The following is a 4,540-nucleotide window of genomic DNA, read 5'->3' on the forward strand; positions in this document are numbered from 1 at the left end:
AAGTCAGCTCAAAACACCGCTTTGAGGTTGTAGATAGAACTGACGAAGTCAGTAACATATACATACGGCACGACAAGGCTGACATGGTTTGAAGAGTATGGAACAATCATAACTTATTTGAAGATTTTAAAAGATTGTAAGCTATTATATCTGGATAAATAAGTATTAGAAACTAAAGTGAGGAAAAAGATGTTTTTATATTTAAAGGGTTTAGGAAAATTTCGTAAGTCAAAAGCTTATGGATTGGTGGGATGTCTGGCATTGGTGAGTATGATTGGATTGTCGATTCCTGATTTACCAGTTGTTGGAGGAAGAACAGTGTATGCTGACGTCATTCAAGGTGGCGATGATATAAAAGATGTGAGCGTTCATGAGAAGTCCGCTGAGGGTGTTGCTATGACTTATACCACTTATGATAGTGGTACGAGTGGAAAACAAACCGCGTCTGGCAGTGGTGTCTTTGTAGCGCCGAATGTGATGGTAACAGTAGCTCATAACTACTATGATAAAAACCAAGAGGATAAGTCTGCGGTCTTGCGTGGTGGGGAGTCTGCTCGTAGTTATGTTGTGATGAACTCAGAGACAGAAAAGAACAATAAAGTACCTACTTCTGGTGTATCGGAAGCTCTTGAAAAGGGTTCTATTCATTTGTATGATGAGAAGAATTTTGGTAAAGAATATGGTAATGACTTAGCGGTAGTAGTTACGAGAAAGCCTGTAGAAGCTATGACAGGTGGTGAGGACTCTCCAAGAGAGTTGAGTCATAAAGAGGTTTCTACTGGTGATAAAATCACTATGGTCGGATATCCCAATGATTTTTCTACTCCAAATTTAAGTAAAGAAAATAAAGCTCGCTTGAAAGACGGTAAGGCTTATTCAGTCTCAACAACTGTGAGCAGTATCAATAAAGAGAGTGGTGCAGTCACTTATCATTCCTCAGCTTTAGGAGGTTTTTCAGGTGCTCCTTTGTTTAATGATAAGGGAGAGGTAGTCGGTATCCACCAGCACGGAACAAATACTTCAAACGCTCCTGAGAGTGAGCGTATTGGGGGTGGTACGATTTTTACGGAAAAGCACAGAGCTTGGATTCGTTCTATGATTGATAAATATGGTATAAAGGGTTGGTATATAGATGGTGCAAACCGTTACTATTATGATGAAAATCACAGAGCCTTAAAAGACGTAGAGTATGAGATTGACGGTGCTTTGTATCGTTTTGATGAAAAAGGTCGAGCGACTTTAGTAAAAGGTGAAGAAAAAGGCCGCGTTCTACTTCGAGTGGAAGATACTAAAGGAACTCCTTTGATTTCAGATAAGGTTGTTCAGGAAGGTCCTGTTGGAAGTGGTTTGAATTTTCATTTAAGACAAAATCCAGACTTCAAACAGTTAATAGCAACTTCCCCAACAGCTAAAGTGGTATCTTACAATGGAGTTTCTGTCAACAAACTAGTAAGTGATACTAGTTGGTCTGATGAGTATGTCAGTAAGTTAGCTTTAGGTAATACCATTATAAAAGCTGTTGTTGACTCAGTAAATCCTTCATCTACTTCGTCTTCTGATTTCGCAAGAACGGAGGTTGGTAAGGTTGACTTGAGTGGCAAATCCAACTTACCTATGCCTAGTAAAGAGGTGTTACAAGCTCCGAATGGCTCAGAAAATTTCTATGCTACAACGCACATTCAAACGCCAGATGGGTCGGGGTCAGGTACTTTAATTGCACCCAATTTGGTGTTAACAGTCGCTCATAATTTTTTAACAGTTAAAGGTTCTGAGGTCGTTACGAAATCTGGTCGCACCAATACAGTGTATAAAGCAACCTTACCGAATGGGTTGTCTGTGCATTTTTCAGATGATGATATTGTTTATTGGAATAAAAAAGATTCCGTATTTGGATTTAAAAATGACTTAGCCTTGGTTCGACTAAAAGAAGATTTCAAAGCGGTATCTCCTGTAGAGATGGTTTCTGAGTCAACTTCTATCGCTAAGGGTGAAAAAGTTTCGGTTTATGGTTTCCCGGACGGTCGTTTATCTCCAGTCTTGGATAGTGAAGTTGTAGATACTACTGATTTCGGTTCAGGTATTGAGGGTATCAGCTATGAAGGCACAAAACCTGGAGCGTCTGGTGGTGGTCTTTATAATGACAAAGGTGCTTTAATTGGAGTTCACCAAAATGGTGTTGTAGGAAGCCGCAGTGGTGGTTTAGTCTTATCAAAAGAGCAGCTGGATTGGGTTCGTTCTTATATTGAGGGTCAACCAAAAGATCCTGTCTATGTAAGAGATGAAGTTTTGGTGGATGAGAAGGATAAGGATAAACTTCCTTCAACTCCAAAAGACGAAAAACCAAGTACACCTAAAATAGAGTCTGATAAAGATAAAGTAGAACCTCCTCTCAAACCGCAAAAGGAGCCGAAAACAGAGGTTATTACCACTTACGAAGGTGATAGTACCCTTGAGGTTGGAAAAGAGAGTACAGAGGATACTAAGGGTGAAAAAGAAGGTGTTCCACTTATTTACCGAGTAGTGTATAAAGGTACTAAGCCGAAAGTAGAAAAAGAATCGATTGCTTTTGATACTCTTTACCAAGGAGATGAAACAAAAGAGCTTGGTTTCCGTTCAGTTGTAGAGGGTAAAGGAGGGGTGGTTACTCGAACTACTACTTATCAAGTAGATAAGTATACAGGAGCGGTATCTTCTCAAGTTTCTGAGAAGAAAATAGCTCCTCAATCCAAGGTGATTACTTTAGGTATTAAACCCAACAGTGTCATAAAAGAACTTCCGATTACAGAGCGTTTTGAGGACTCTGAAGAGTTAGAGAAAGGGAAAACGGAGGTTGTTTCGGAGGGGTATGTAGGTAAAGAAGTTACTAAGGTGATTTATAAGGTCTTAGCTGATGGAAAGATTGTTGAAAATTCTCGTACAGTCGAGGTTACACCTATGAGAGAACGTGTGGTTCTTAAGGGTGTGAAGGAAGTGGTGTCATCGACGGAAGAAAACTCAAGTAATCTCAAAGAGGAAGTGGTATCTCCAGATAAAGTAGAGTTTCTAGTTCCAAAAGATGCGCCAATCAGAGAAGAACTGCCTGCGTCTAGTGAGGAATTTTCAGAATCAGAGGTTTTAGTATCGGGAGAAAAAATACCAGGCGACCTTGGGAAGTCTATAGTATCTTCAAAAGAACTAGTCCCTGAAAGAGTGGAAGTTCCAGACTTTGTGGCTAAAGTTACAGGTGGAGAAAAATTGACAGTAGAAGGGCACCGAGATGAGAGAAAAATAAAGACTCCATCAAAACAGGAAAGATTATCTAGCCCAGAAACCACTGCTCAATTCACAACGAACGGGACAGGTTCGTCATCGTTAACAGCTGTTTTTGGCGTTGAAGCGGATAACATGTCACTTTCTACTGTTGAACATTCTGTTATTACATATAATCAACAAAGAGGATGGCATAAGATAAATAATCAGTGGTATTTTAGAAATTCCGATGGGAAAGAACGGACAGGCTGGATGAAAGAAAATGATGCATGGTATTATTTTGATGCGAATGGAATCATGCAAACCGGTTGGATACAGGATACAGACGGTAATTGGTATTATCTCAAGGATAATGGCATGATGGAGGTAGGCTGGTTCCAAGATTCAAGTGGCGCGTGGTACTACTTAGGATCATCTGGTTCCATGGAATCCAATACATGGATTTATTATAAAGGAAAGTGGTACTATATCGATGCTTTTGGGAAACTACTTTTCAATTCGCTAACACCAGACGGCTATAGAGTGAACGAGTACGGGGAATGGATCAACTGATTTTGCTTTATGACCTATTGATGAGCAAGCGAGTAGTATAAAAAACATTAGAATTAATAGTCTAGGAAGTGGTAAGAGTTCTCTAAAACGGCTGATTTTGTAATCTTTTTTGTAAAATAGAGTCTTTAATAAATAATATGAGCAAGATTTATCTCTTTACAAGTGATTAGGATTAATAATTTTTAACTTTCTCGCTCCTTTTGTCTTTCTTTTCCGAATAAATAGATAGTAGCAGTAAATCTAGTAAACCTAGATTTAAAAATGTGCTATAATGAAAGGAGAGGAAATATGATTCTAAGACATCCGGGCATTAGCCCGACCAATGATTTGGTTGCTAAGAAAATCTTTAGCAACCCAGAAATCACTTGTCAATTTATCCGCGATATGCTGGATTTACCAGCAAAAAATGTGACCATTTTGGAGGGAAGCAATATTCATGTCTTGACTTCCATGCCCTATTCGGCGCAAGATTTCTATACCAGTATAGATGTTTTGGCGGAGTTGGATAATGGTACGCAAGTTATCATCGAAATTCAGGTTCATCATCAGAATTTTTTCATCAATCGTTTATGGGCTTACTTGTGCAGTCAGGTCAATCAAAATCTTGAAAAAATTCGTCAACGAGAAGGTGATACTCATCAGAGTTATAAACACATCTCACCAGTATACGCTATCGCAATTGTGGATAGTAACTAGTTCTCAGATGACTTGGCTTTTCATAGTTTTAGCATGCGAGAGG

General features: G+C 39.1%; 1 protein-coding gene and 1 pseudogene. Both read left to right on the top strand.

Annotated elements, in window-relative coordinates:
• Positions 1-189: 189 nt before the first annotated feature.
• Positions 190-3,801, top strand: a complete 3,612-nt coding sequence (locus tag HT691_RS01470) for a trypsin-like peptidase domain-containing protein (RefSeq protein WP_138706268.1) — start codon at positions 190-192, stop codon at positions 3,799-3,801.
• A 288-nt stretch (positions 3,802-4,089) separates the two neighbouring features.
• Positions 4,090-4,494 (top strand): annotated as a pseudogene (locus tag HT691_RS01475) (PD-(D/E)XK nuclease family transposase); the annotation flags it as partial.
• Positions 4,495-4,540: the final 46 nt, after the last annotated feature.

This window comes from Streptococcus sp. 477 (assembly GCF_013277295.1).
GTDB classification, from domain to species: domain Bacteria; phylum Bacillota; class Bacilli; order Lactobacillales; family Streptococcaceae; genus Streptococcus; species Streptococcus pseudopneumoniae.

Excerpts from the sequence above, each read along its gene's own strand:
- HT691_RS01470 (WP_138706268.1), top strand. The coding sequence starts at position 190 with ATGTTTTTATATTTAAAGGGTTTAGGAAAATTTCGTAAGTCAAAAGCT.